Below are 26,146 nucleotides of genomic sequence, written 5' to 3' on the forward strand. Positions count from 1 at the left end.
CCCGCCGCCCGCGCGCCCCCGCGACCCGTCACGCCCACCGCATCGCGTACACACCGGCCAGCGCATCCGCGGTCGGGAGGGACAGGACCGTCCGGAGCAGCGCCTCCCGTCCGGCCGCCCCCACCCTGCCGAGCGGACGGCCGAACGGACGTCCGAGCGCCATGTTCACCTCCGCCTGCCGCGCCGCCCGCCGCGCGACCGCCTGCTGCCGCCGCGCGTACTCCGGCCACGGGCCGGCGCTGCACGAGGCGACCGCCTCCGCGAGGAGCGGCGCGAGCTCGGCCGCGTCGAGCCACCCGAGGTTCATGCCCTGCCCGCCGATCGGGCTGATCTCGTGCGCCGCGTCCCCGGCGAGGACGACACGGCCGACGCCGACCCGCTCGGCCTCCCGGCGTCGGACACCGAACCCGCTGCGCATGCTGCAGGACGTCGGGTCCGGCCGGGCACCGGTGCGTGCCGCCACGATCGCCGCGAGGTCCGCCGCACTCGGCGACGGATCGTCCGAGGACGCCAGGAGCACGACGTACCGACGACGGTCGCCGGGCAACGGGAAGGACTCGACCACGCCGGCCGGTCCGACGTCGACGAGCGCGTCCGTCCGGGCAGCGGGGTCCTCGACGTCGGCGAAGTCCCCCATCGCGTAGCGGTCCGGGTAGTCACGACCGGTGGTGGCGATGCCGAGCAGGTCCCGCACGGTGCTCCGCGAGCCGTCCGCTCCGATGACGAACCGGGCCCGCACGGTCACCGCGCCGTCGGGGCCGGTCCCGACCGCGTCGACGTGGTCCGGGTGCCGCTCGAGCGCCGAGAGCACCGTGCCGGTCCGGAGCGCGTCCGGCGCTGCCGCGGCGAGCCGTTCCCGCAGCAGGGTCTCGGTCCGGTGCTGGTCGAGCGTCGCGACGTACGGGTGCGTGGCCGACGCGTGGTCGAACGTCAGGGCGCCGAGCTCCCGGCCACGGCTGCGCGCGACCCCTCGGCGGACCCGGACGGCCTCCGCGAGGACCGGCCCGTCCAGCCCGATCGCCGCGAACGCGTCGAGGGACGGCGGGTGGATCCCGATCGCGCGAGAGCCCGTCGGCGCACCCTCGCGCCGTTCCCACACCACGACCTCGAGCCCGCGGGCCGCGAGGAGCGCCGCGGCGAAGAGGCCGACGGGCCCACCGCCGACGACGAGGACGTCGACGCGCTCCGTGGTCACGGCCCGAGCCTACGGACGGTCGGCGCAGCGCCCACCCAGCCGATCGGCGCCCCGGGGTCATCCGCTCGACCGAAGCGCTCCACCGGGGCCGTCCGCGATGCTGGGGTCGTGCCCTTCACCGTCAGCCACGCGGTCGTCGCCCTGGCCGCCCGCCGCACCCCGCTGCCCGTCGCGGCGGTCGCCGTCGGAGCCATGGCGCCGGACGCCGTCCTGTTCGCGCCGTTCCTGCCGCCCTACGTCGTGGCGCACTCGTGGGTGGGCGTCGTGACGATCGACCTGGTGGTCGCGCTGGTCGTCCTCCTGGCCTGGTGGTACCTGGTGCGGCCGGCGTGGGCGGCGGCCGTGCCGGGCGTCCGCGAGCGGCTGCCGGCGAGCTGGTCGTCCCCTCCGCGTGCCGGGGACCGGCCGGCCCGCCGGGCGGTCGCGGTCGTCGTCGCCTGTCTCGTCGGGAGCGTGACGCACGTCGTGTGGGACGCGTTCTCGCACCAGGCCGGGTGGGCAGTGCAGGCGATCCCGTTCCTCCGCGAGGGCCCGGCGGCCTACCCGGTCTGGGCCGGCGTGCAGGACGGTTCGAGCGTGCTCGGGTTGCTCGGGCTCGTCGTCGCGGCCGTGGTGTGGTGGCGACGGAACACGCCGCGTCGGATGCCACCGGTCGCTCGGCCGGAGGCCGCGGTCGTGGTGGCCGCGGGCGCGATCGTCGTCCTCGCCGTGCTCGGGATCGCCGGTCGGGTGCTCCTCGGCGGCGGTGGCGTCGCCGGGATCGTCACCGAGCTCGCCTTCCGGTTGCCGGTGGTCGTCGCGCTGGTGCTCGTGGTCGGCGCCGTCGGACTGCTGGTCGGACGCAGCCGTCGCACCCGCTGACGCGGACCCCGGAGGCGCGGTGCAGCCGCCGTCGGTCGTGTCGCGTCCGGCAGGCCGCGGGTCGGGAGGCGCGGTGCACGCGCCGTCGGTCGTGTCGCGTCCGGCAGACCGCGGGTCGGGAGGCGCGGTGCGGGGCCGACCCGCGCCTCCCGTCCGTCAAGCGGTCGCGTCCGCCGTCTCGCGCGCGGACCGGTCCGCGGCGACCAGCCGCCGGGCCTCACGGAAGCGCTTCCGCAGCCGCTCGACCGGCACCTCGACCGCGTAGGCCGCCCCGACCGCGACCAGCAGGGCCGCCCCCACGAGCCACACCGTGCCCCACGCCCCGATCGCGAACGTGCCGAGCAGCGCGATGACCACGGGGTGCCAGAGGTACGCCGAGTACGACACGCGACGACCGAACCACGACACCGGCGTCCACGCGAGCGCGGCCGACAGCGGGGACCGCACCGACACCAGCCCACCGATGAGCATCGCCGAGATCAGCCCGGTCACCGGGAGCACGACGCCGAACGACCAGGCGTGCTGCGTCCAGTCATCGTCGATCCAGAACTGCACCGCGGCGAGCAGCCCGATGCCGAGCCAGGTGCCGACGTGTCCGGCGATCCCGGACGCCCACCTCCGGAAGCGCTCGTCGTCGAGGAGCAGTGCGAGCAGGCACCCGGTCGCCAGCGGCACGACGCCGAGCACGGGGGAGAAGTACACGTCCGGGGTCGCGCCGCTGTTCGGCGTCCGGTAGCTCAGCCACGACGCCGCTGCGGCACCGACGATCACGACGCCGAGCCCGGTCATCAGCCAGCGCCGACGCGACCGCAGTGCGAACAGGAGCACGAGGACGGGCGGCCAGACGAGGTAGAACTGCTCCTCCATCGACAGGCTCCACGTGTGCGCGAAGACGCCCTGCGTGGTGTCCCAGTACGAGCGGAAGAGGTTGCCGGTGTAGCTCAGCGCGATGAACGCCGCCTCGCCGGGGGAGAACGAGGCGCCCTTGTAGTCGCCGACCCAGTTCCACAGCGCGAGGCCGACGATGACGAGCGCGAGCAGTGCCGGGTAGAGGCGGAGGAGTCGCTTCGTCCAGAACGAGCCGAGCCGGATGCGCCCGGTGCGGCGGTGCTCGCCGAGGAGCAGCGTCGAGATGAGGAACCCGGAGAGCACGAAGAACACCGTCACGCCGATGAACCCGCCCTCGAACTGCGGCACGTGCAGGTGGTAGAGGATCACGATGAGGATCGCGACCGTCCGGAGCCCGTCGAGCGCCGGAGCACGGTTCGTGAGCGGCGGCGGGGGCGTCGGTCGTGCGTGCCTGCCGTCGGTGTCGGCCGGAGCGGATGTCGTGCGGGTCCGCTCCGGCGAGGTCGTGGTGATGGCCACGGACGCCTCCTGCGCGATGCTGTCGATGGGGCCACGGGCCGTCGGGCCGTGACCGGATCGTTACATGATGCTCGCGGAAGGTAAGAGCCGTCTCAACGACCGGGGTGCACCAGGGTCGTCAGGGCGTCGAGCCGTTCGTGGGCGATCGTGGCGAACGGGCGGTCCTCGTCGTCGGCGATCCACTGCGCGAACGACAGGTGGAACACGGTGACGGCGGTCTCGGCGGCGATGGTCGCGGCGGGCTCCGGGACGCCGCGGTCGCGCAGGACCTCACCCAGTCGGACCTTCAGGGTCGCGAGCTTCCCGAGCTCCCGTTCGCCGAGTGCGGGGTTGCCGTCGATGATGCCCTGGCGTGCGCGCGACCACGGGCGGCGCTCGTCGGGGAAGAACGCGCCGCTGGCGTCGAGCGCGAGCCGGACGAGGTCGAAGGGCGGGGTGCCGGCCGGTGCGGCCTCGATCGGGGTGGTGAACATGCCGAGGAAGTCGTCCTGCCCGGCGAACAGCACTTCACGCTTGTCGGCGAAGTGTCGGAAGAAGGTGCGCTCGGTGACCTCGGCCGCGGCGGCGATCTCGGCGACCGTCGTCTCGTCGTACCCCTGCTCCGCGAAGAGCTGCAGGGCAGTGGCCTGCAGTCGCTCACGGGTCCCGGGTTGCCATCGCGCCATGTCCGCAGTCTACTGATGACAGCGACTGACATCGAGTGCTACGGTGACGTCAGTTCATGACATCACCGCCGTGGACACCTGCGAAGGGAAAGCACATGCACGTGTTCGTCACCGGGGCCTCCGGATGGATCGGCTCCCACACCGTCGACGAGCTCCTCGCCGCCGGACACACCGTCACCGGCCTCGCCCGCTCCGACTCGTCGGCCGCCGCGCTCGAGGCGAAGGACGTCGCCGTCGTCCGCGGTGACCTCGACGACCTCGACGCCATCCGCCGCGGGGCCGCCGCGTCCGAGGGGGTCCTGCACCTCGCGAACAAGCACGACTGGGCGAACCCGGCCGCCACGAATGCCAGCGAACGCGCCGCGGTCGAGACCATCGGCGAGGCGCTCGTCGGCACCGACCGGCCGTTCGTCGTCGCCTCGGGCGTCGCCGGACTCGCACAGGGGCGCCCCTCGACCGAGGCGGACCCCAACCCGTTCGTCGGCCCGGACAGCATGCGCGGCGGCAGCGAGAACCGCGGGTTCGACTTCGTCGACCAGGGCGTGCGCACCATCGCGGCCCGCTTCAGCCCGACCACGCACGGCACCGGCGACCACGGGTTCATCGCCGCGATCGTCGGCGCCGCACAGCGCACCGGCGTCTCCGGCTACATCGGCGAGGGCACGAACAGCTGGGCCGCCGTGCACGTCACCGATGCCGCTCGGCTCGTCCGGCTCGGCCTCGAGCACGCACCCGCGGGCACGAAGCTGCACGCCGTCGCCGAGACCGCGATCCCGACCCGGGCGATCGCCGAGGCCATCGGCGACGCACTCGGGCTGCCGGTGACCTCGATCGATCCCCAGGACGCGCTGTCGCACTTCGGGTTCATCGGCCAGTTCTTCGGCATGGAAATGTCGGCGACGTCCGAGGCCACGCGCGAGCTCCTCGGCTGGGAGCCCACCGGGCCGGGGCTGCTCGAGGACATCGCCGCCGGCGCCTACTCCGACGTGCGGGTGGCGTAGCGCGACCCACCACCGGCCTGGAGGCGCGTGGCGGCCCCGCCCCGCGCCTCCAGGCCGTCCCCGGTCCGGACCACCGCGCCCTTGGTGAGCAGAAATGGTCGGGTCCCGTCTCCGGACCCGACCATTTCTGCTCACCAAGTGCGCGCGCGGGGCGCGGGGGCGCGCCCGCGGGGCGCGCGGCGCGCCGCGGGCGCGCCTACTCCGCCTTCTGCATCTGCCAGGGCTCGGGCTCGCGGTCGCCGTTCGGCCGCACGGGCCGGACGTCGCCGACGATCGGGATCGCCCGCTTCCGCATGAACCAGAGGTACCGCACGAAGAAGTGCGACAGCGTCGACAGCCGGTTGCCGTTGCCGAGCAGCGACGCGATGTGCACGGCCACCCACGCCGCCCAGGCCACGGGTCCGACCATCGTGATGCCGCCACGGAGCTGGGCCACCGCGGCGTTCGTGCCGATCGTCGCCATCGTGCCCTTGTCGAAGTACTTGAAGTGCTCGGTCGGCTTGCCCGCCATGAGCCGCACGATCTGCCGCGCCGAGTGACGACCACCCTGCAGCGCCGGCTGGGCGAGCTGCGCGAGGGCGTCGTCCTGCGCGGCGATGTCACCGGCGGAGAAGATCCGCTCGACGCCCTTCACGCTGAGGTCGTCGTTCACCTGGATGCGTCCGCCGTGGGTCTGCGGCATGCCCCAGCCGGAGACCTCCTTGTGCGCGGCCACACCGGTCGCCCAGATGACCTGCGACGCCGGGATGAACTCGCCCTCGGCCGTCATCACACCGTCGGGCTTGACCTCGGAGACGCCGGTGTTGAGGCGCAGGACGACACCGCGCTTGCGGAGGACCTTGGCCGCGTAGCGACGCAGCCGCGGGGCGAACGGCTTGAGGAGCTCGCCGCTGCGGTGCACGAGGGTGATCGAGATGTTGCCGCGCTCGATCTCGGGGTACGCGCCGACGAGGGCCTGGTCGCGGAGTTCGGCGAGCGCACCGGCCATCTCCACGCCGGTCGCGCCACCGCCCACGATGACGATCTTGATCTCGTCGGGGCCCTGGTTGGCTGCGGCTTCCTCGAGGCGGGTGAACAGCTCGTCGCGGATGCGGAGCGCCTGCGAGCGGGAGTACATCGAGTAGGCGTACTCGTACGCGCCGGGCGTGCCGAAGTAGCTCGTGTTCACGCCGTTCGCGAGGATCAGCCAGTCGTAGTGCAGGTGCTCGCCGTCGGACATCTCGGCGACCCGCTCGACCGGGTCGATGCCGGTGAGCAGCCCGTGCCGGAACTCGGCGTTGCTCTGCTTCGCGCGGAGGCTCCGGAGGAAGTACGTCACGTCGCCGGCGTTCAGCCCACCCGTCGCCACCTGGTACATGAGCGGCTGGAACATGTTGTAGACGTGGCGGTCGACCAGGGTGACCCGCACCGGTGCGTCGGCGAGCTCGCGCATGGCCGCGACACCGGCGAATCCACCGCCGACGATGACGACGTGCGGGCGGGTGTCCTGGGGCATGCTGACTCCGGCTTCCTCGGATGGTGAGATGGTCACCACCGAGGGTACGCGCGGTTCGGACAGTCGTTCGACGGCCGGGAGGCGCTGCGCACCTCCGTCAGGCGTCGAGCCGCGCGTAGGTGCTCACGACGTTGCCCTTGCTCGTCACGGTGCTGTCGACCAAGCGCAGGCGCGTGGGTGGGTCGGTCGGCTCGAAGAGCCTGCGGCCCGAGCCGGCGATCGCCGGGTGCACCATCAGCTGCAGTTCGTCGAGGACTCCTGCGAACAACAGGCTGCGGACGAGGGTGACGCTGCCGCACACCGCGATGTCGGCGCCGTCCCGCTGCTGCAGCCCGCGGACGAACTCGGGGACGTCGCCCGTGATCCGGGTGCTGTTCTCCCACGCCAGGTCGTCGCCGAGCGTGGTGGACGCCACGTGCTTCTCGATCGGGTTGATCCACTGGCCGAAGGGATCGTCGGGGTGGGCGGGCCACCACTCGGACCACTCCAGGTAGCTGTTCCTGCCCAGGAGGACCGTGTCGGTGCGGGCCATGAACGCGCCCATGCCCGCACCGAGCTCGTCGTCGAATGAGTCGTACTGGAAGGTGTACGGGTCCTGCACGACGCCGTCGACCGACGTGAAGAGTCCAGCGGTGACCTTGCGCATGGTCGGAGCGTAGCCCTCAGCTGTTCGCGGAGGAACCGCTCGTGTCCGATCCGGTGCCGGTGCCGGTGCCGGTGCCGGTCCCGGTCCCGCCCTGCGTGCCGTTGCCCGGGAACTGGCCGGTGCCGCCGCCGGGGAACTGGTTCGTGCCGCCGTTCGTGCCCGGCACCTGCGTCGTGGACTGGCTCGTGCCGCCGCCGATCGCGTGTCCGATGGCGAAGCCGATGCCGCCACCGACCAGCAGTGCCGCGAGGCCGACCCCGACGGCCAGCACCTGCCAGAACCACGGCGGTCGCGGGCCGCGCCCGCGCCGGGGCGTCGCCGCGGAGCCGTACCAGGGCGTCGCGCCGTTCGGGGCGCCCGGGTTCCACGAGCCCGCCGGAGGGGCCGGTGTCGCGTACGGGGGCTCGGGCGCCGGCGCCGGCGCCGGGGCGTCGAGCGTCGCGGTCGATGTGGGCGTCGGTGCGGCGCCCCAGCCGGCCGGGCTGGCGGGGTACGGCGTGGTGGGCTGGTGGGCTGCGGGGTCCACGTCGTCGCGGGACTCGCGGGACTCGGGGTTCACGGGGGTGCGCTCGGTCATGAGGACGAGTACAGACCGGTCGCCTATGTGCGGGCGATGACGACGCTGGAGCGTCACTGTGCACGGCGCCGTCCGCGTAGCCTCGCATCGTGCGCGCGAGAGTCGAGACCGTCCGGATCGACGGGCTCCCCGTGCGCCTGCACACCCTCGCGCCCGCCGGCAGGGTGCACGACGCCCTCGCCCCGACCGTCGTGCTCGTGCACGGCATCGGGATGTCGCACCGGTCGTTCGCACGGTCGCAGCGGGCGCTCGCCGCGACGCACCGGACCGTGAGCGTCGACCTGCCGGGCTTCGGCGGGCTCCCGGCGGCCGGTCGGAGCCTCACCATGACGGAGCTCGGGGACCTCGTCGTCCGCGCCGTGCGGTCCCGCGGGGCCGGGGACCTCGTGCTCGTGGGGCAGTCGATGGGGACGCAGGTCGTCGCCGAGGCGGCCCGCCGGCACCCGGACGCCGTCGCCTCGGTCGTGCTCGTCGGCCCGGTCATCGCCGCCGGTCGTCGTCGGCTGCTCACGCAGGCGCTCGACCTCGGGCGGGACGGCTTCGTCGAGGGCGCCCGGATGAACGCCGTCCTCGTGACCGACTACCTGCGGAGCGTGCGGCAGTACGTGCCCGAACTCCGACCGATGCTCCGCTACCGCCTCGAGGACACCGTCGCCGAGCTCGCGCAGCCGGTGCTCGTCGTCCGTGGCACCGAGGACCCGATCGCGCGCCACGACTGGTCCGCCCGGGTCGCCGCCACCGCCCCCCGCGGGGCGTTCGTCGAGCTGCCGGGGCCGCACCACGTGCAGGAGCGCCAGCCGGTGGCGTTCGCGCGGCTCGTGGGGGAGTTCCGCCGCGTGCAGACCCTGGAGGGGCTGCGGTGACCGACGCGACCACGTCGGGGACGGACGGGACGCGCACGGACCGCACCGCGCCTCCCGTCCACGTCTCCCTGCTCCGCCGCACCCGGTGGGCCGTCCTCGACTGGTGGTACGCGATCCGCTGGCAGGTGCGGAGCCTCGGGCCGACGACCGCCGACGACTACCGGAGCGGCGACGGCCAGCCCGTCGTCGTCGTGCCCGGCGTCTACGAGACCTGGCACTTCATGCGTCCGCTCATGGACGCCCTGCACGACCGCGGACACCCCGTGCACGTGCTGCCGGTGCTGCGGCACAACCTGCGTCCGGTGCCGGAGTCCGCGGCGGAGGTGCTCGCCTACCTCGACGAACACGACCTCCGCGACGTCCTGCTCGTCGCGCACAGCAAGGGCGGGCTGATCGGGAAGTACGCGATGACGCGCCTCGACGACCACGCGCGGATCGACCGCATGGTGGCGGTGTCGACGCCGTTCGCGGGCTCCGGGTACGCGCGGCTCGCACCCGTCCGGCACCTGCGGGCGTTCCGGTCGAGCGACCCGGTGCTCGCCGGCCTCGCACGGGAGCTCGACGCGAACGCCCGGATCACCAGCGTGTACGGCGTCTTCGACACGCTCATCCCCGAGGGCAGTGCGCTCGCCGGGGCGACGAACGTGCGGGTCCCGGTCGGCGGGCACTTCCGCATCCTCGGCGACCCGCGGACGCGTGCGGCGGTGCTGGCGGCGGCGGACCCGGACCACCCGGGCACGGCCGAACCCCGGCCGAGCTCCGGCCCGCCCCCGGCCGAGCCCCGGCCCGGCCCGACCCCGGCCTGAGCCCTAGGCGCCCGGCAGGAACAGGCAGAACGGGTGCCCGTCGGGGTCGAGCAGCACGCGGACGTCCTCCTGCGGCTGGAACGCCGCCTGCCGAGCGCCGAGTCCCTCCGCCCGGTTCACCGCCGCTGGCAGGTCCTCCACCTGGAAGTCGAGGTGCAGCTGCATGCCGGGGGCGTCCTCGGTGCCGGGCCACGTGGGCGCCACGTAGGCGGGTTCGTACTGCACGGAGAGGCCCGGGCCGTCCTCGGGGCGGATGCGCGCCCAGGTCGGGTCGTCCTCGTGGACGGTCCAGCCGGTCAGCGCGCCGTAGAACCGGGCGAGCGCCAGGGGGTCCGGCGACTGCAGCACGGTGGCGGCGAGCGTCGGCATCGACGGGTCGGCAGCGGTCATGCGGCGGAGCGTACGCCGGACCCGCCCGCCCCGGTCAGCGCGTGGCCACGCTCGCGCGCTCGACGATCCGGTGCGGCACCACGACGGTCTCGGGCGGAGCCTCGCGGTCCTCGATCCGCCGGGTGAGCAGGTCGAGCGCCGCCGTCGCGAACGCCCCTCGGTCGAACGACACCGTGCTCAGCGCGGGGATCGCGTACGCGGCCCCGTCGACGTCGTCGAACCCGATCACGCTCACCTGCTCGGGGACCCGCACGCCACGCGCGGCGAGGACGTGCAGCACCCCGAACGCGATCGAGTCGGTGAACGCGAACACCGCGTCGGGCAGCGGGTGCTCGTCGAGCCACGCCGCGAACGCCGACGCCGCCGCGCTGGTCGACCACGCCGGCAGCGGGACCCGCAGCTCCGGGTCCGCACCGATGCCCGCCGCCGCGAGGCCCGCGAGGTACCCGCGCTCCCGCAACTCGCTCGTCGCGGTGGCCTCGACGTCACGGGCGGCACCGACGATCGCGATCCGACGGTGGCCCCGGCCGACGAGGTACGACGTCACCTGCTCGGCCGCGGCACGGCTGTCGACGTGCACCTGGTCGACGTGCTCGGGCTCCACCTCGCCGATGACGACGGTCGGGGGCAGCCCCTCGGTCGAGGCCAGCACGCTCGCGCTGAGCGACACCGGGTTGAGGATCAGCCCGTCGACGAGGTGTGCCCGGGCACGCGAGACGAGGTCACGCTCGCGGGCGGGGTCGTTCGCGGTCTGGTCGAGCTGCACGGTCCAGCCGCGCTCCCGCGACAGCTCCACGAACCACTGCGCGAGTTCGGCCGAGTAGGCGCTGGCCATCTCGGGGAGCGTCAGGGCGATCGCACCCGAGCGTCCGTTGCGCAGACCCCGGGCGGACAGGTTCGGCACGTAGTCGAGCTCGGCGAGTGCCTGCTCGACCCGTGCGCGGGTCTCCGGGCGCACCACGACACCGCCGTTGATGACGTTGGAGACGGTCTTCGGCGACACCCCGGCGAGGGCAGCCACGTCCCGCACGGTCGCGCGCATCGCCACGAGCGTAGCGCGGCTGCGGCTCAGGGACGCACGTACCGGTGCACGTACGTGGTGTAGCCGACGGGGACGGTCGCGCTCCCGGCGGTCTCCGGATCGTCGTCGAGCACGCGCCGCACCCGGTCGAGGAGGGCGGTGCGCTCGTCCGGCGGCAGCACGATGACGTAGCTGCGCGAGGCGACCATGTCGAGGAACGCCGACCGGTCCTGCTCGTGCACCCACGGGAACCGCTCGTGCTCGACGGCGCCGTCGTCGAACGGTGCTCCGACGACCGGCGCTCTCTGGACGCTCGCCCGCGACTCGGGCTGGGACAGGATCGCGCTGATCCGGGCGGACCAGGGCCGGGTCTCGTCGCGGACGTTCCACACCAGACCGAGCACGCCGCCGGGGCGGAGGACCCGGGCCACCTCCAGCGACCCCCGCACCGGGTCGACCCAGTGCCACGCCTGCGCGAAGGTCACGGCGTCGGCGCTCCCGTCGGCGAGGGGGATCGACTCGCCGGTCCCCGCGAGCGCCCGCACGTCGGGCAGCACCGCGGTGAGCCGGTCGCGCATCGCCGGGTCCGGTTCGACGGCGACGATCTCGGCGGCGCGTCCGACGAGGCTCCGCGTGAACTTGCCGGTCCCCGCGCCGACGTCGGCGACGAGTCGGGCGTCCGCCGGTAGGAGCCAGCCGACCGCCGCCTCGGGGTACCCCGGCCGTCCGCGCTCGTACGCATCGGCAGCGGCTCCGAACGAGTTGGCGTACTCCTCGAGGGTCATGCGTCCAGCATGCCCCGCCCGGCCGGGTGGCGGACCGGAGGCGCGGGTCGGGCCGGTCGCGTGCCTCCCGGCCGGCCGTGTGACGGACTGGAGGCGCGGGTCGGGGCCGCCACGCGCCTCCCGTGCGCAGTGGGGTCGCCGGGCGACGCGTCGCTCACGCCGTCGGGACGGGCACCGTCCTGCCGGTCCGCACCGACTCCTGTGCCGCGAGGACGATCGACAGCGTCCGCAACCCGACCTGCACGTCGGGCTGGGGCTGCGCGCCGGCCCGCACCCCGTCGAGGAACGTCCGCAGCATCGGCACGTCGTGGTCCGCCCCGTACCGCAGCTCGATCGGCCGGCCGCCGACCGCGTCGAGCCCCCTGGCCGCCGCGCCGAAGAAGTCGACCGACACCGTGCCGCCCGTCCCCGCGACGTCGAGCGTCAGGCCGCCCCACGCGGGCGCCGTGTCCGGGCGGCTCCACGAGCAGTCGACCGCGACGACCATCCCGGTGTCGTAGCTCACCGTCACGAGCCCGGCCGTCTCGGCCCGTGCGCGCTCGGCGTGCAGCACGCGGTTCGCGACGGCGGTGACGGACACCGGTCGCGCGCCGGTCAGCCCGTCGACGAGGTCGGCGACGTGCACGACGTGGTCGACGATCGCGCCGCCGCCGCTCAGCGCTGGGTCCGTGAACCAGTCGCGCGTGAGCGGCAGCATGCCGTTGTTCGCACCGCGGACCGAGAACACCGTGCCGAGTGCGCCCGAGGCGTGCGTGGCCCGCAACCGGTCGAACGCCGACGCGAACCGCACCGGGTAGGCCATCATCAGCGTGACCCCGGCGCGCTGCACGGCGTCGCGGATCGCGAGGCCGTCCTCCCACGAGGTGGCGAGCGGCTTCTCGCAGAGCACGTGTGCGCCGGCGGCGGCGGCCCGTTCGACGAACTCGCGGTGCCGTGCGTTCTCGCTGGTCACCACGACGGCGTCCGGCCCCCAGGCGAGGAGGTCGTCGACCGTGTCGGCGTGCGCGACGCCGAGCGCTCCGGTGAGGTCGGCGCCCCGGAGTTCGCCGAGGGTCGTGCCGGTCGAGACGCCGCCGGGGTCCGTCCCGCGCACCTCGACGTCGGGCATCGCGGCGAGCGCCGCGAGGTACCCGATCGCGTGCGTGTGGGCGAAGGACAGGACGCCGACGCGGAGGGTCACAGCGTCACCTCCACGGGTTGTCCGGACTCGATCGACGCCAGGGCGGCGTTGGCGAGGCGCACCGCGACGGCACCGTCCGCCGCACTGACGCGGGGGAGCGGCCCGCCGTCGAACGCGGCGACGAAGTCTGCGAGCTCGAGGGCGTACGGGTCCTCGGCGGGGTCGACGGACGGCAGGAACCCGTCGACAGCGGTCGGGGTCGCGAGGTCGGCGCGGGTGTCCTCCTCGGCGAGGGACGAGTGCGACAGGCTGCCGCGCGTGCCGGTCACCGAGTACTCCGTGCTGAAGGCCAGGTGCGGTGGTCCCCAGAGCCCGGCGACGTGGCTGATCGCGCCGGACGCGTGCGTGAGGAGGACGTGCGCGGCCTCGACCGGGTGCTCGTCGTCGCCCGTGCGGACGGTGACGGCGGACACCCGGGTGACCGGACCGGCGACCCAGCGGGCGACGTCGAGGTCGTGGATCATCTGGTCCATCACGATGCCGCCGGACTGTGCGCGGTCGCCGAACCACGCGACTCGGGTCGGGAACGCCCCGGAGCGGGAGAAGCGCAGGACGGCGAGGTCGCCCAGGAGGCCCGTCGTGACGGCCTCGTGCAGCCGCCGGTACGCGGGGAACCAGCGGACGACGTGCGCCGGGTAGAGCTGCAGGCCCGCGTCCGCCGCCCGGGCGACGAGGTCGTCGGCGTCGGCGTCGGTGCGGGCGAGGGGCTTCTCGGAGACGACGTGCCTGCCCGCCGCGAGTGCCGCACGGACGACGGTGGCGTGGGCCGGTGTCGGGACGACCACGTCGACGACGTCGACCGCGGCGAGCAGCTCGTCGAGCGAGTCGGCGACGGTGATCGTGCTGCCGACCCGTGCGGCCTCGTCCGCGAAGGCGGCGGCGAGCGCGGGCGCACCGTCCTCCGAGTGCACGACGAGGTCGCCCAGGCGGAGGAGCCCGGGGACGTGCGCCACCGCGATGCCGCCGGCGCCCACGAGTCCGATCCGCCGGCGTGGTCGGGGTGCTGACTGCAGCGTCATGGAGCCAGCGTAGAGGTCCGCCGGACGCGGTGCGGCGATGCGACCCGGCTTCGTCCCGATGGACCGTTACAACGATGGAAACGTTTGGCAACGGGTTGCCGCACGGTTGCCGTCACCGCCAGGGTCGCTCCAGGAATCCAACGGAGGGGGCCACCGAGTGACGAAGCTCGACGACCGTGCGACGGACCGCACGAGGACCGCTGCACAGCGCGACCCGGGAGCGGCACCACCACCCGACCCCGGGCTCCGGCGGCGCAGCACGTGGCAGCGGATCCGCCGTGACCGCGTCCTCCTGCTCATGGGCCTGCCCGGCGTCGCGCTCCTGCTCGGGTTCCACTACCTGCCGCTGCTCGGGAACCTCATCGCGTTCCAGGAGTACCTGCCCTTCGTGCCGCTCGGCCGCAGCCCCTGGGTCGGCGTCGAGAACTTCTCCGTCATCTTCGACGGTGACCCCGAGTTCCTCCGCGCCCTCGGCAACACGCTGCTCATCACGCTCGTGCAGGTCGTGTTCGTGTTCCCGGCGCCGATCATCCTCGCGCTCATGCTCAACTCGCTGCTCTCCGAGCGGATCAAGCAGGTCGTGCAGTCGGTGCTGTACCTGCCGCACTTCCTGTCGTGGGTGATCGTGGTCGCGGTGTTCCAGCAGATCCTCGGCGGCTCCGGGCTCGTGAACAACGCCATCCGCGCGGCCGGCGGTGACGCGATCGACTTCCTCGGCAACCCGAACGGGTTCATCGCCCTGCTGACCAGCCAGGTGATCTGGAAGGACACCGGGTGGGCGACGATCCTGTTCCTCGCGGTCCTCAGCCAGATCGACGCGAGCCTGTACGAGGCCGCGAAGATGGACGGCGCGAGTCGCTGGCGGCAGCTCTGGCACGTCACGCTGCCCGGCATGCGCGGCATCATCATCCTGCTGCTCATCCTCCGGCTCGGCGACTCCCTGACCGTCGGGTTCGAGCAGATCCTCCTGCAGCAGCAGGCCGTCGGCCGGGCCGCGAGCGAGGTCCTCGACACCTACGTCTACAACAACGGCGTGCTCGGCGGGCAGTGGGGCGTCGCCGCAGCGGTCGGGCTCGTGAAGGGCGTCGTCGGCGTCCTGCTCGTCCTCGGCGCCAACAAGCTCGCGCACGTCTTCGGCGAAGCGGGCGTCTACCAGAAGGAGGCGAAGTGACCGCCACGCACACCGTGACCGTCCCCCGGACGAAGAAGCGCCGCCGCGGTGGCCCGGACGCACCCCCGCTGCCCGGACGGCTGCTCACCGGGTTCGTCCTGCTCATGATCTGCCTCGTCGTCATCCTGCCGTTCGTCGGCATCGTGTCGACCAGCCTCGCGCCCGTCGCCCAGGTGAACGACGCCGGCGGGTTCGTGATGTGGCCGCAGGGACTCGACCTCGGCGCGTACCAGAGCATCTTCGCCGGCGGCGTCGTCACCCGCGCGATGCTCGTCAGCATCGGGATCACCGTCGTCGGGACGCTCATCAGCCTGTTCGTCAGCGCGATGCTCGCCTACGCCCTGAGCCGTCCGGGGTCGTACGGCTCCGGGTTCGTCCTGAGCCTCGTGCTGGTCAGCCTGCTGTTCGCGCCCGGGCTGATCCCGAACTACCTCGTCGTGAAGGAGTTCGGGCTGCTCGACTCGTACTGGGCCCTGATCCTCCCGACGGCCCTCAGCGCGTTCAACGTCATCGTGATGCGGTCGTTCTTCATGGCGATCCCGAAGGAGCTCATCGAGTCCGCCCGCATCGACGGCGCCGGCGACTTCCAGGTCTTCTGGCGGATCGTGCTCCCGCTGTCCAAGGCCGTCCTCGCCGTGATCGGCCTGTTCTACGCGGTCGGCTACTGGAACGCCTTCTTCAACGCGCTGCTCTACATCAACGACACCGCGAAGTGGCCGCTCCAGCTCGTCCTGCGCACCTACGTCATCAACAACGCACAGCTCGGCGGCGCCGACCTCGGCACGTCCTCCGACGCGCTGCCCCCGCAGGCCTCGATCCAGATGGCGATCCTCGTCGTCTCGATCGTGCCGATCCTCATCGTCTACCCGTTCCTGCAGCGGCGCTTCGCCAAGGGTGTCCTGACCGGCGCGGTGAAGGGCTGACCATGACCACCTCCATCAGCCGCCGCGCGCTCGTCGCGGGCGGACTCGGGATCGCCGCCACGACCCTCCTGGCCAGCTGCTCGACCGTGACCCGGTCCACCGACGTCCGGGCCATCAACAAGGCCGTCCAGCTGCCGGACTACGTCCCGTGGACCGGCGGCCCCGAGCCCGTCCTGCCGAAGACGAGCCCGCTCATGCCGAGCGCCTTCCGGAAGATCCCGGCGACCCTCGTGCCGACCAGGGGCAAGCCCGGCGATGGTTCGACCGTGCACGGCAGCGTTCCCACCAACTCGCCCGTCCCGCCCTCGAAGGGGAGCAACCCGTACTGGCAGGGCCTCGACGAGCGGATGGGGATCGACCTCGACCTGACGATCACCCCGAACGCGGACTTCGGCAACAAGTTCGCCACCCAGGTCGCGGGCGACACCCTCGGCGACGTCTTCACGATCAACCAGGCGTTCTCCTACCTGCCGCAGTTCCTCGAGGCGAAGGCCGCCGACCTCAGCCCGTACCTCTCCGGCAACGGCGTCCGCGACTACCCGTACCTGGCGAACCTGCCGACGGCGTCGTGGCGCGGGACGGTGTTCTCGGGCGGCATCTACGGCGTCCCCGTGCCCCGGGGGCCGCTGACCTCGCAGGCGCTGCACCGCCGCCAGGACCGCTTCGAGCGGCTCGGCGTCGACCCGTCGTTCTCGAGCGTCGACGAGTTCGTGCAGCTCTGCCGGCAGGTCTCCGACCCGCACGCGAACCGCTGGGCCCTGGCCTCGGTGCCGACGAGCATCCTCGCGCCGATGCTCGGCCTGCCGAACCAGTGGCAGGAGCAGGGCGGACGGCTCATCCACATGTACGAGCTCGAGGAGTACGTGGAGCTCCTCGACGTGTCGCGCCGGCTCATCGCCGAGGACCTCGTCCACCCCGACAGCGTCACGGCCTACAACGGCAAGGTCTGGTTCGTGCAGGGCTCCGCGCTGATGCTGTCCGACACGTACAGCGCGATCCCGGGACTCCTGCAGCAGGCCACGCCCGGCTCCGGGTTCGAGCTGACGATCGCCCCGTTCGTCGGACCGTCCGGAGGCGCCGCGAAGCCCTGGTTGGGTGACCCGAACAACACGATCACGTCCGTGGCCGCGGGCTCCGAGTCTCGGGTGCGGATGCTCCTCGAGGTCCTGAACTGGTGCGCCTCGCCGTTCGGCACCGAGGCCTGGACCTACCGCAAGTTCGGCATCGAGGGGCGCGACTTCGAGTACCGCGACGGCGCCCCGGTCCTGACGAAGACCGGCAACAGCGAGACCGCGCTCGGCGAGTTCCCGCTGCAGTACTTCACCGAGTGCCCGCTGCCGCTCTACTACGCGGGCAACCCGACGATGACCGACACCGTGTACGAGTCGCTGGCGTCCTGGCTCGACCGCGGCCTGCCGAACCCCGTCTACGGCCTGTACTCGCCGACGAACTCGACGAAGGGACCGGCGGTCGGCACGTTCGCGACGAACGCGATCAACGACGTGCTGCTCGGGCGGGCGAAGGTCTCGTCGTGGCGGGCGACCGTGCGCGACTGGCGCCGCCGGGGCGGCGACGCGATCCGCCGCGAGTACGAGCAGGCGCTGGAGGCGCGCGCCGCCTGACGCGGCTGCTGACGGACGGGAGGCGCGGGTCGGCCCCGCCCCGCGCCTCCCGTCCCCCAGACCGGCGCGCCCACCCCCCCCACCGGACCCCGCTGGCTCGCGGACGTTCGCATCCGCCTCCGGTCGTGACCGTTCCGGTTCGCGGAACCCGGAAATCGCGAACCGGACGGTCACGGGTCGCGCGGATTGCCCGAACCCGGCGCGCTCCGTGCCCTACGCTCGGGCTGTGGGGAAGCGCGGCATCTACGTCGAGACGGTCATCGACGCGGACGTCGACCGGGTGTGGGCGGCGACGCAGGACCCCGAGCAGCACGTCCGGTGGGACGTCCGCTTCTCCGAGATCGTCCCCGAGCCGGCGGACGCCGACGGTGCCGCCCGCTTCACGTACGTCCGGCGCTCCCCGGTGCACGACGTGCACGGCACCGGCGTGAGCATCGGCGAGCGACGTCGTGCGGACGGCACCCGCACGTCGGCACTGCGGTTCGCGACCGACGACCGGTTGTCGCCGATCCGGGCCGGCCGCGGCTACTGGCGGTACGTCCCGACCGACGACGGGCGCACCCGGTTCGTCACCGGCTACGACTACGACTCCGGCTGGGGCCCGCTCGACCTGGTGGTCCGGCCGCTCCTCGGCTGGGCGACCGCGTGGAGCTTCGACCGGCTCCGGATCTGGCTGGAAGGCGGGGCCGAGCCGGAGGCCTGGCCGCTCACCTCGGTGCTGCAGCCGTGGCAGCGGGACCGGCCCCGCGCCTCCAGGACCCGCCGCGCGCCCGTCGGTGGCACCCGGCGAGGCGACCAGCTGCACGACGCGCCCGCCACCCTGGCAGCGCTGCCCGACCCGGGAGGCGACCGATGAGCTCGGTGTTCGAGGAGGCGCTCGGCGCCGACTTCCAGCGGCTGCACCCGCAGATGCGCCGCAGGTTCGGCGTCGGTCTCGACGCCGCCGAGGCGTGCACCGGCCGCGGCGTCATGACGTCGATCCGCCGGGGACCGTGGTGGACCGTGCCGTTCCTGCAGATCGGGCGACTGCGGAACATCCTCGTCCCGGACGTCGGGACGGACGTGCCGTTCACGATCGAGAACTACCCCTACCGCGACCGGTACGGCCGCGAGACGGTGACGTTCGTCCGGACCTACACGACCAAGCCCGGGCGGACCGCTCGGTTCGACGCCACGATGGTGCTCGTCGACGGCCGGGTGCTCGACTACCTCGGTTCCCACCAGCACCTCGCGGTGGACCTCGACCTGACCGTCGACGACCGCGGTGGCCTCGTCCTGACCTCGGACGCGCAGCGGTTCTACGAGGGGCCGATCGCGTTCCGTTTCCCGATGCTGTTCAGCGGTCGCGCGACCCTGCACGAGTGGTGGTCGGACGACGACCAGGCGTTCCACGTCGACCTCGAGGTGCACAACCGCGTCTTCGGGTTCCTGTTCGGCTACCGCGGGACGTTCACCTGCGAGTGGACGCCGGCGACCGACGCCCCCGAGCGGTTGAAGCCGCGGCGGACCGAACTCCGGACCTGACCGCGGCGGCGGGCACCAGGGTGTTCAGCGGCGGAGCCACCCCGCCTCGGCGAGCACCGTCTGGAGCTCGTCGACGAACCGGGACCCGTGGAAGCCGTCCGTGACCGCGTGGCTCACCTGGAGCGCGAGCGGCATCAGGGTGCGTCCCTCGACGAACCGGTACCGGCCGATGGTGAAGATCGGCAGCAGGTGGTCCCAGCCGTCCCGCACGTGCAGGGCGAACCCGGTGAAGGACGCCCCGGGCAGGGTCGAGATGTCGAACACGTTCCGCGGGCGGTCCTCCTGCGGGAACATCCGGTGGTCGTCCCGGTAGCGCTCCATCGTGGCGACCGCGGCCTCGTGGAAGCGTGCCGGATCGTCGTCGTACGGCACGGTCAGCACCGAGAACGTCTCGGTGCTGCGGTGGAACACGGTGAACATCGGGTGCACCACGTCCCAGACGGCGGGCGAGCCGTCGTCGAGCAGCTGCATCCGGAACTCGGCGTGCCGGTTCACCACCGAGGCGATCGCCCAGATCTGCGACGCGTACGTGCGGCGGTCCGTGGCGCGCACCGTCTCGGCGAAGTCCGTGACGTCGAGCTCGACGGTCATCTCCCACGTGCAGGGCACCCGGTCGCGGTAGTGCTCGAAGTGTTCGCGTCGGGGCCAGCGGTCGAGGTCGACGGGGCGGAGCTCGGTCATGGGACCAGCTTCGTCGCGAGCGCCTGGTCGAGTGCCGAACGGTCCCCGTCGATCGTCACGGCGACCGCGTCGAGTGGACGCCGGCCCCAGAGGACGAGCAGCAGGTCCTCCGCCCGCCCCGTCACCCGGACCTCCGGCCCGGCACCCGCCGTCCCGACGAGCTCCGCCTCGCCGTCGGCGTCCGGGAACCGGAACACGACGGTCTCCGACAACGGGTCGACGCGGCCGAGGCGCACCTGGCGCGGGTACAGGTCGCCGACCACCTCGCGCACGCCGTCGGCCGCGGTGTCGGCCTGGAGGCGCGGCTCGCCCCCGACCGCCTGCTGCGCGTCCCACAGGTGGATCGTCGTCTCGTGCAGCTGCCGTCGTGCCCACGTGCCGGCCGTGTCGGGTGGGTAGATCGCGCTGCACGCCGCGTCCGCGGCGCGCGCGCGGAGCGCGGCCACGAGGCGGTCCGCGCCGGCGCGGAACCGGTCGGCGAGGTCGGCGGGCTCCGGCGCTTCCGGGTCGTCCGGCTCGGTTCCGGTGAGCTGGCCGAGGGCCCAGCGGTGGACATCCGTCAGGTGCCCGGCGAGGTCCGTCAGCGTCCACCCCGGGCAAGACGGCACCACGGAGCTGTGGTCGCCCGTCCGGAGCACCGCCTCGAACCCGTCGACCGCCTCCGCGAGCAGGTCGATGTGGGCCCGGTAGGTGGATCCACCGGCGTCGGTGAGGTCGATGCCGCTCGAGCGCAGGGCAGCACGGAGTCCGTCGACCCCGGTGAAGTGGTGGACCCGCATGCCGAGTGCGACGGCCCCGGCGAGCTTCGACTCCGAGTCGTCGGTGAAGAACACCTCGGGTCCGTCGAGGTCGAGCGCGTCGAGCACGTGCCGGAAGGCCCGGACGTCGGGCTTCGCGAACCCGATCTCGTGCGAGCTGTACAAGGCGTCGACCCGGTCGCGCAGGCCGAACGAGGCCACCTCGGCCGGGATGCCGTCCGTGCCGTTCGTGAGCACCGCCGTCGTGTACCCGGCGGCACGGAGCTCGTCCGCGAGGGCCAGCACCTCGGCGTCCGGGGTGAACGGCTGTCGGCCCCAGGCCTCGGCGGCGTCATGGTCGCCGATGCGCTCGCCGACGGCCCGGACCCACTCGGTCCGGGTGATCCGGCCGGTCGTCACCTCGTCGATCAGGGGCGCGGCGAACGCCACCGCCTCGATCGTTCCCGGTGGCAGGCCGTGCGCGCGTTCGATGGCCGCGACGTGCTCCGGGTGGAAGTGTCGGATGACGCCGTCCAGGTCGAACAGGACCGCGCGGATGCCCGTCACGAGCCGTCAGTCGTTCGGACGGATGAGGCAGAACGGGTGCCCGGCCGGGTCGAGGTACACGCGGAACGTGTCCGTCCCCGAGCCCGTCGCCGTCGCCCCGATGGCCAGGACCGCGGTCTCGCCGGCGTCCAGGTCGTCGACCTTCACGTCGAGGTGGCTCTGCTGCGGGACGTCCTGGCCGGGCCACTCGGGGGCGCGGTACTCCGCCACCTGCTGGAAGGCGAGGATCGGCCGGTGGTCCGTGAAGGGGAGCGCGACCTCGGTCCAGTCCTCGTCGAAGCCGACGATCTCGCCGCCGAGCAGTTCGGCGTAGAAGCGGGCGAGCGCGCGAGGGTCCGCGCAGTCGAGGACGATGACGTCGAGTGTGCCGATCACAGGAGTGCTCCCGTCGTGAGGATGGTGGAGGTGAACAGGACCCAGTCGTTGATGATGTGTGCGCCCGTGCTGACGGCGATGTTCTTCGTGCGGATGTACGCGAGCGTCAGGACGAGTCGTGCGACACCGATGACCAGGAGCGCCTGGGCGAAGTTCCAGTCGTAGGTCGGGAGGTGCGCCGCACCGAACCAGACGGCGGTGACGAGCCAGGCCACCAGGACCGCCCGGTTGCGGGACATCCCGCCGCGGAAGCAGAACGACATCACGGCCAGGAACGGCAGGATCGAGAAGAGCTCCTCGCCGAACAGCTGGATCGCCGTGCCGAGGTAGAACGCCGTGATCTCCGCAGCGCCGTGGACGCCGTCCGTCGCGCCGTTCGCGTTCGCGCCGAAGACGTACTTGACGAGGATGCCCATCGCGAAGCTCACGACGATGTTCGCGATCGCGAACAGCACCATCGTGAGGACGTCCCGCCCCGTGGTCCGCTGGAAGATCCGCGACCAGTGCCGCCGGGTGAAGACGATGAACACCGCGAGGGGGATCGCGGCGAAGAGGAACCGGGGGACCAGCGACTGGACGTTGTCCGCCGCGGGGGTGAAGCTCAGGACGAGGAACCCGACGGCACACGCGGCGATCACCGCCACCCACTGCAGGATCGACAACGGCAGCGGATCACCGTCGTAGTACGGGAAGTCCCGCCCGTCCCTGCGCTCGATCGCCCTGCCGTAGCGGGCTTGCACCCGTTCCGGCCCTGCCGTCGTCCCCACCATGTCCCGAGGCTAGCGGGATCAGCGGACGGCGGCCAGCGCCTTCGTGATGCGCTGCAGCGAGACCGTCTCGGCGGTGCCGAGCTCCTGCGCGAACAGACTGAGCCGGAACTCCTCGAGCATCCAGCGGGCGTGCACGAGTTCCGGGTGCGCTCCGACGGACGGCGGGAAGGTGCCGCCCGCGTCGACGTACCGGTCGGTCGCGACGGTGACCTCGCGCATCCACGTGGCGTCCCGCCCGGGGTTCTGCAGGAGCTTCTGCACGCGGGCGTCGACGCCCTGCAGGTACACCCGGATGCGCCGGAGACGATCGAGCCCGGCGACCGAGACGAACCCCGGGAACACGAGCCGCTCCATCTGCTGCCGCATGTCCGTGAGCGCCGGCAGGAGCGACATCGAGTTCGCCTGCTTGAGCGACCGTTCCGCGGCTCGGTGCGCGGCGAGGACCGCGGCCACCTCGGACACGGCGGTGAACATCGTGTCGACGACGGTCGCGGACACGGTGTCGCGCACGGACTCGAAGTCGGTCTTCGTGAACACCAGCCCGTCGGGGTGCTCCCGGCGGATGCCGGCGTCCACGACCGCCGCGAGGACGTCGTCGAAGAGCGCCGCGGTGGAGGGGTACGGGCTGGCGGCGAGCGCGAGCTTCTCCTGCGCGGTCAGGTGGGACTGGATGTAGGAGACCGGCGAGGGCACCGCGTGCATGACCAGCCGCCGGACACCCGCGGGCATCCGCACGGCCCGGTCGGACGGCGTCGCGAGCAGCTGGACGCCGACCGTCGCCTTCGGGCCGTCGCCCTCCTCCACGAGGGACGGGTACGCGCGGATCACGCCACCCGCCTGCTTCGTGTCGAGCACCTGCGGCAGGTCGTCGGGGGGCCAGGCGGTGAGCCCTGACCGCTCCACGGCACCACCGGAGGCGGCGGACGCGACGCGAGCCGCGCCTCCTGGACGCCCTGCGGCGCGCGTCGTCGCCGAGGCGACGCTCTGCTGCGTCCGGTCCTTGAGCTTCGTCTGCAGCGCCGAGAGGTCCTTGCCGGCCTCGACCCGACGGCCGCGTTCGTCGACGATCGCCCACGTCGGCAGGAGGTGGGCCGGTACCCGCGAGAGGTCGAAGTCCGACTCCGACACCGGCACGTACGTCATGCGCTGGATCGCCTTGGCGAGGGTGGCGCGGAACGACTCGGTCGGCTCGGTCGGGGCGTCGTCGGGGAGCTCGGCGACGATCTTCTCGGCCCAGTCGGCAGCGGGGACGACGTTCTTCCGGATCTGCTTCGGCAGGGACTTGATGAGCGCCGTGACGAGCTCCTTGCGGAGGCCGCGGACCTGCCAGTCGAAGCCCTCTTCGCGCATGCGGGGGAGCAGCGCGAGCGGCACCTGCACGCTCACGCCGTCGTCCTGTGCGCCGGGTTCGAACCGGTACTTGATCGCGAGGCGCTGGTCGCCGCTCCGCCACTGGGTCGGGTACTCCTGCTGGTCCTGTGCGGCCTCGGCCGCGTCTTCGTCCAGCAGGTCCGACCGGCGCATCGTGAGCAGGTCCGGCTGCTCGCGTCTCGTCTGCCGCCACCAGCCCTCGAAGTCGCGCGTGGTCGCGATGTCGGCCGGGATTCGGGCGTCGTAGAACTCGAAGACCCGCTCGTCGTCGAAGAGGATGTCGCGGCGACGCGTGCGCTCCTCGAGCTGTTCGAGCTCGCGCCGCAGCCTGCGGTTGTCGCGGTCGAACGCCTGCTGCGCGTCCCACTCGCCCTCGACGAGCGCGTGCCGGATGAAGAGCTCACGCGAGTGCTCCGGGTCGACGCGCTTGTACTGCACGCGGCGGCGCTGGACGATCGGGACGCCGAACAGGGTGACCCGCTCGTAGGCGACCGCCGCACCCTGCTTCTTCTCCCAGTGGGGTTCGCCGTAGGTGCGCTTCAGGAGGTCCCCGGCGAGCGGCTCGACCCACGCCGGGTCGATCCGACCGACCGTCCGCGCGAAGAGCCGACTCGTCTCGACGAGTTCGGCGGCCATCACCGCGTCCGGCTGCTTCTTGGCGAGGACACTGCCGGGGAACACCACGAACCGGGTGTTCCGCGAGCCGAGGTAGTCGCGCTTCTCACGGTCGCGCAGACCGATCTGGCTGAGGAGTCCGGCCAGCAGGGAACGGTGCACCGCGTCGCCGTCGTCGGAGCGCGCCTGCCCGATGCGGACGTCGACCTGCTTCGCCGCACGGGAGAGCTGCCGGTACAGGTCCTGCCACTCGCGGATGCGGAGGTAGTTCAGGAACTCGGCCTTGCACAGGCGGCGGAACGCACTGGACGAGAGCTCGTCCTGCTTGTCCTCGATGTGGTTCCAGAGGTTGAGCAGGGTGAGGAAGTCGCTCGTCGGATCGGCGAACCGGGAGTGCAGCTGGTCGGCGTGTGCGCGCTTCTCGAGGGGGCGCTCGCGCGGGTCCTGGATGCTCAGTGCGCTGACGACGGCGATGACCTCGCGCCCGACGCCCTGCCGACCGGCCTCGAGCACCATGCGTCCGAGCCGGGGGTCGATGGGCAACCGGGTGAGCTGCTTGCCGGTCTTCGTGATCGTGCCCGCGGCGTCGACGGCTCGGAGCTCGCGGAGCAGGTCGAGGCCGTCCTTCACACCCCGGGAGTCCGGCGGCTGCAGGAACGGGAACGCCTCGATGTCACCGAACCCCAGCGAGATCATCTGCAGGATCACCGCCGCGAGGTTCGTCCGGAGGATCTCGGGGTCGGTGAACTCCGGACGGCGTTCGAAGTCGTCCTCGGAGTAGAGCCGGATCGCGATGCCGGCGCTCGTGCGGCCCGCGCGACCGGAGCGCTGGTTCGCGCTCGCCTGCGAGATCGCCTCGATCGGCAGTCGCTGCACCTTGGCCCGCGGCGAGTAGCGCGAGATGCGGGCGGTGCCGACGTCGATCACGTACTTGATGCCGGGAACCGTCAGACTCGTCTCCGCCACGTTGGTCGCGAGGACCACTCGGCGTCGGATGCCCGGTGTGGTGCGCCGCTCGAAGACCCGGTGCTGGTCGGCGGCGGACAGGCGACCGTAGAGCGGGAGGACCTCGGTACCGGGGTAGCGTTTGCCCTCGATGGCGTCCTGGGCGTCGCGGATCTGGTTCTCGCCGGAGAGGAACACGAGGACGTCGCCCGGGTCCTCCTGCGCGAGTTCGTCGAGCGCGTCGGTGATGCCCTGCATCGTGTCGCGGTCGTCGGCCGTGCGCCCGCCGTGGTCGTCCGTCCGCGGATCGTCCTCGTCGCCTTCGTCGTCGCGGTCGGCGTCGTCGGCGTCCTCCGCGACGAGCGGGCGGTACCGGATCTCGACCGGGTAGGTGCGGCCGGAGACCTCGATGATCGGTGCCCCGCCGAAGTGCTGCGAGAACGACTCGGGGTCGATCGTCGCACTCGTGATGATGAGCTTGAGGTCCGGCCGACGGGGGAGCAGCCGCTTGAGGTAGCCGAGCAGGAAGTCGATGGTGAGGGACCGCTCGTGCGCCTCGTCGATGATGATCGTGTCGTACCGCTTGAGGTCGCGGTCGAAGTGGATCTCGTTGAGCAGGATGCCGTCGGTCATCAGCTTGACCCGGGTGTCGGAGGACACCTTGTCGGTGAAGCGGACCTGGTACCCGACGAGTCCGCCGAGCTCGCCCCCGAGCTCCTCGGACACGCGCTCGGCGATGGTCCGGGCCGCGATCCGCCGGGGCTGGGTGTGCCCGATGTGCTCACGTCCGAGCTCGAGGCAGATCTTCGGCAGCTGGGTGGTCTTGCCCGACCCCGTGGCACCGGCGACGATCACGACCTGGTTGTCGCGGATGGCGGCAGCGATGTCGTCCCGCCGCTGCGACACCGGCAGTTCGGGCGGGTACGTGATGACGGGGGTGGCAGACATGAGCCCTCCAGGATACCGCGCCGGG

At 72.6% G+C, this 26,146-nt stretch carries 25 protein-coding genes; 9 read left to right on the forward strand and 16 right to left on the reverse strand.

Features of this window, described 5'->3' with window-relative positions:
• Positions 1–28: 28 nt before the first annotated feature.
• A complete protein-coding gene (locus BJK06_RS11885) occupies positions 29–1,195 on the reverse strand; it encodes an NAD(P)/FAD-dependent oxidoreductase (protein ID WP_070418070.1) in 1,167 nt (388 codons plus the stop codon).
• 108 nt (positions 1,196–1,303) lie between these two features.
• Between BJK06_RS11885 and BJK06_RS11890 the strand changes: the two genes are divergently transcribed.
• On the forward strand, positions 1,304–2,056 hold the full coding sequence (locus tag BJK06_RS11890) for a DUF4184 family protein (RefSeq protein WP_070418071.1): 753 nt from the start codon (positions 1,304–1,306) through the stop codon (positions 2,054–2,056).
• A 156-nt stretch (positions 2,057–2,212) separates the two neighbouring features.
• Here the strand turns inward: BJK06_RS11890 and BJK06_RS11895 are convergent, their stop codons facing one another.
• Entirely contained in the window at positions 2,213–3,424 is a 1,212-nt protein-coding gene (locus BJK06_RS11895; RefSeq protein ID WP_070418072.1) for an acyltransferase, read from the reverse strand.
• Positions 3,425–3,516: 92 nt separating this feature from the next.
• Positions 3,517–4,089, reverse strand: a complete 573-nt coding sequence (locus tag BJK06_RS11900) for a TetR/AcrR family transcriptional regulator (protein WP_070418073.1) — start codon at positions 4,087–4,089, stop codon at positions 3,517–3,519.
• 95 nt (positions 4,090–4,184) lie between these two features.
• Between BJK06_RS11900 and BJK06_RS11905 the strand changes: the two genes are divergently transcribed.
• The gene (locus BJK06_RS11905) at positions 4,185–5,090 is read left to right on the forward strand and encodes an SDR family oxidoreductase (RefSeq protein WP_070418074.1); all 906 of its coding nucleotides are present in this window, start codon (positions 4,185–4,187) and stop codon (positions 5,088–5,090) included.
• 196 nt (positions 5,091–5,286) lie between these two features.
• Here BJK06_RS11905 and BJK06_RS11910 read toward each other — a convergent pair whose 3' ends face one another.
• The 3 genes from BJK06_RS11910 to BJK06_RS11920 all read right to left on the reverse strand — a co-directional run bounded on the left by BJK06_RS11910 (position 5,287) and on the right by BJK06_RS11920 (position 7,808).
• Complete coding sequence (locus BJK06_RS11910) at positions 5,287–6,621, reverse strand: NAD(P)/FAD-dependent oxidoreductase (RefSeq protein ID WP_229086779.1); 1,335 nt, start codon at positions 6,619–6,621, stop codon at positions 5,287–5,289.
• Positions 6,622–6,682: 61 nt separating this feature from the next.
• A complete protein-coding gene (locus BJK06_RS11915) occupies positions 6,683–7,231 on the reverse strand; it encodes a dihydrofolate reductase family protein (RefSeq protein WP_070418076.1) in 549 nt (182 codons plus the stop codon).
• 16 nt (positions 7,232–7,247) lie between these two features.
• Complete coding sequence (locus BJK06_RS11920) at positions 7,248–7,808, reverse strand: hypothetical protein (RefSeq protein WP_070418077.1); 561 nt, start codon at positions 7,806–7,808, stop codon at positions 7,248–7,250.
• Between the two features lie 89 nt (positions 7,809–7,897).
• On the opposite strand from BJK06_RS11920, the gene BJK06_RS11925 reads away from it, so the two are divergent.
• Positions 7,898–8,671, forward strand: a complete 774-nt coding sequence (locus BJK06_RS11925) for an alpha/beta fold hydrolase (RefSeq protein ID WP_156794847.1) — start codon at positions 7,898–7,900, stop codon at positions 8,669–8,671.
• Positions 8,668–9,477, forward strand: a complete 810-nt coding sequence (locus tag BJK06_RS11930; protein ID WP_258027629.1) for a triacylglycerol lipase — start codon at positions 8,668–8,670, stop codon at positions 9,475–9,477. The genes BJK06_RS11925 and BJK06_RS11930 overlap by 4 nt, the downstream gene beginning before the upstream one ends.
• 3 nt (positions 9,478–9,480) lie before the next feature.
• On the opposite strand, the gene BJK06_RS11935 is transcribed toward BJK06_RS11930, so the two are convergent.
• The 5 genes from BJK06_RS11935 to BJK06_RS11955 all read right to left on the reverse strand — a co-directional run bounded on the left by BJK06_RS11935 (position 9,481) and on the right by BJK06_RS11955 (position 13,872).
• Entirely contained in the window at positions 9,481–9,867 is a 387-nt protein-coding gene (locus BJK06_RS11935) for a VOC family protein (RefSeq protein WP_070418079.1), read from the reverse strand.
• A 34-nt stretch (positions 9,868–9,901) separates the two neighbouring features.
• On the reverse strand, positions 9,902–10,909 hold the full coding sequence (locus tag BJK06_RS11940; protein ID WP_070419418.1) for a LacI family DNA-binding transcriptional regulator: 1,008 nt from the start codon (positions 10,907–10,909) through the stop codon (positions 9,902–9,904).
• 26 nt (positions 10,910–10,935) lie between these two features.
• Positions 10,936–11,673: a class I SAM-dependent methyltransferase gene (locus BJK06_RS11945; protein ID WP_070418080.1), complete on the reverse strand. Its 738-nt coding sequence runs from the start codon at positions 11,671–11,673 to the stop codon at positions 10,936–10,938.
• Positions 11,674–11,827: 154 nt separating this feature from the next.
• Positions 11,828–12,853 (reverse strand): Gfo/Idh/MocA family protein, encoded by a 1,026-nt coding sequence (locus BJK06_RS11950; protein WP_070418081.1) that lies wholly within the window; start codon positions 12,851–12,853, stop codon positions 11,828–11,830.
• Entirely contained in the window at positions 12,850–13,872 is a 1,023-nt protein-coding gene (locus BJK06_RS11955) for a Gfo/Idh/MocA family protein (RefSeq protein ID WP_070418082.1), read from the reverse strand. Before BJK06_RS11955 ends, BJK06_RS11950 begins: the two co-directional genes overlap by 4 nt.
• Positions 13,873–14,029: 157 nt before the next feature.
• Between BJK06_RS11955 and BJK06_RS11960 the strand changes: the two genes are divergently transcribed.
• The 5 genes from BJK06_RS11960 to BJK06_RS11980 all read left to right on the forward strand — a co-directional run bounded on the left by BJK06_RS11960 (position 14,030) and on the right by BJK06_RS11980 (position 19,112).
• Positions 14,030–15,043, forward strand: a complete 1,014-nt coding sequence (locus tag BJK06_RS11960; RefSeq protein ID WP_258027630.1) for a sugar ABC transporter permease — start codon at positions 14,030–14,032, stop codon at positions 15,041–15,043.
• A complete protein-coding gene (locus tag BJK06_RS11965; RefSeq protein WP_258027631.1) occupies positions 15,040–15,966 on the forward strand; it encodes a carbohydrate ABC transporter permease in 927 nt (308 codons plus the stop codon). Before BJK06_RS11960 ends, BJK06_RS11965 begins: the two co-directional genes overlap by 4 nt.
• 2 nt (positions 15,967–15,968) lie before the next feature.
• Positions 15,969–17,588, forward strand: a complete 1,620-nt coding sequence (locus tag BJK06_RS11970; RefSeq protein WP_070418083.1) for a hypothetical protein — start codon at positions 15,969–15,971, stop codon at positions 17,586–17,588.
• Positions 17,589–17,814: 226 nt separating this feature from the next.
• Positions 17,815–18,444, forward strand: coding sequence for an SRPBCC family protein (locus BJK06_RS11975; RefSeq protein WP_156794848.1), 630 nt, complete (start codon positions 17,815–17,817; stop codon positions 18,442–18,444).
• The gene (locus BJK06_RS11980) at positions 18,441–19,112 is read left to right on the forward strand and encodes a DUF4166 domain-containing protein (RefSeq protein ID WP_070418084.1); all 672 of its coding nucleotides are present in this window, start codon (positions 18,441–18,443) and stop codon (positions 19,110–19,112) included. Before BJK06_RS11975 ends, BJK06_RS11980 begins: the two co-directional genes overlap by 4 nt.
• A 24-nt stretch (positions 19,113–19,136) precedes the next feature.
• Here the strand turns inward: BJK06_RS11980 and BJK06_RS11985 are convergent, their stop codons facing one another.
• The 5 genes from BJK06_RS11985 to hrpA are packed head-to-tail and all read right to left on the reverse strand — an operon-like array spanning position 19,137 to position 26,121.
• Positions 19,137–19,793, reverse strand: a complete 657-nt coding sequence (locus tag BJK06_RS11985) for a CatA-like O-acetyltransferase (protein WP_070418085.1) — start codon at positions 19,791–19,793, stop codon at positions 19,137–19,139.
• Positions 19,790–21,097 carry an HAD-IA family hydrolase gene (locus BJK06_RS18275; RefSeq protein WP_083295219.1) on the reverse strand — a complete coding sequence of 436 codons (1,308 nt, stop codon included), beginning with the start codon at positions 21,095–21,097 and terminating at the stop codon, positions 19,790–19,792. Before BJK06_RS18275 ends, BJK06_RS11985 begins: the two co-directional genes overlap by 4 nt.
• A 6-nt stretch (positions 21,098–21,103) precedes the next feature.
• On the reverse strand, positions 21,104–21,472 hold the full coding sequence (locus BJK06_RS11995; RefSeq protein ID WP_070418086.1) for a VOC family protein: 369 nt from the start codon (positions 21,470–21,472) through the stop codon (positions 21,104–21,106).
• A complete protein-coding gene (locus tag BJK06_RS12000) occupies positions 21,469–22,242 on the reverse strand; it encodes a CPBP family intramembrane glutamic endopeptidase (RefSeq protein ID WP_083295220.1) in 774 nt (257 codons plus the stop codon). Before BJK06_RS12000 ends, BJK06_RS11995 begins: the two co-directional genes overlap by 4 nt.
• A gap of 18 nt (positions 22,243–22,260) precedes the next feature.
• Positions 22,261–26,121 carry an ATP-dependent RNA helicase HrpA gene (gene hrpA / locus BJK06_RS12005; RefSeq protein WP_070418087.1) on the reverse strand — a complete coding sequence of 1,287 codons (3,861 nt, stop codon included), beginning with the start codon at positions 26,119–26,121 and terminating at the stop codon, positions 22,261–22,263.
• Positions 26,122–26,146 lie beyond the last annotated feature (25 nt).

It is taken from the genome of Curtobacterium sp. BH-2-1-1, from assembly GCF_001806325.1.
In the GTDB taxonomy this organism is placed as follows: domain Bacteria; phylum Actinomycetota; class Actinomycetes; order Actinomycetales; family Microbacteriaceae; genus Curtobacterium.